Annotated in this window: 1 protein-coding gene; it reads left to right on the top strand. The window is 62.5% G+C overall.

Translation table 11 applies throughout. The annotated features are described in order from the left end of the window. A partial coding sequence (locus Q4528_RS15770) for a peroxidase family protein (protein ID WP_303522673.1) occupies positions 1-240 on the top strand: 240 nt, incomplete at both ends.

Below are 240 nucleotides of genomic sequence, written 5' to 3'. Positions count from 1 at the left end.
CCGCTGGGGCTGGACCAGATTGTAAAGGCCTGTGCCAACCCGGACCCACAGATCGCGGGCGGCGCGGTGATGGTGCGCGATGCCCTGTTTGCGGTAGGGGGCGATCGGGTCAATTCCGTGCCTCAGGTGTCGATGATGAATACGCTTTGGCTGCGCGAACATAATCGGCTGGCGCGGGAATTGGGCCGCCGCAACCCCGCGTGGGATGACAGCCAAGTGTTTGAAACCGCACGCAATATC

Origin of the sequence: Staphylococcus pasteuri (genome assembly GCF_030547725.1) — a bacterium.
GTDB classification, from domain to species: domain Bacteria; phylum Bacillota; class Bacilli; order Staphylococcales; family Staphylococcaceae; genus Staphylococcus; species Staphylococcus pasteuri.
The sequence above is the reverse complement of the archived record's forward strand: the minus strand, read 5'-3'. Positions and strand labels throughout refer to the sequence as shown.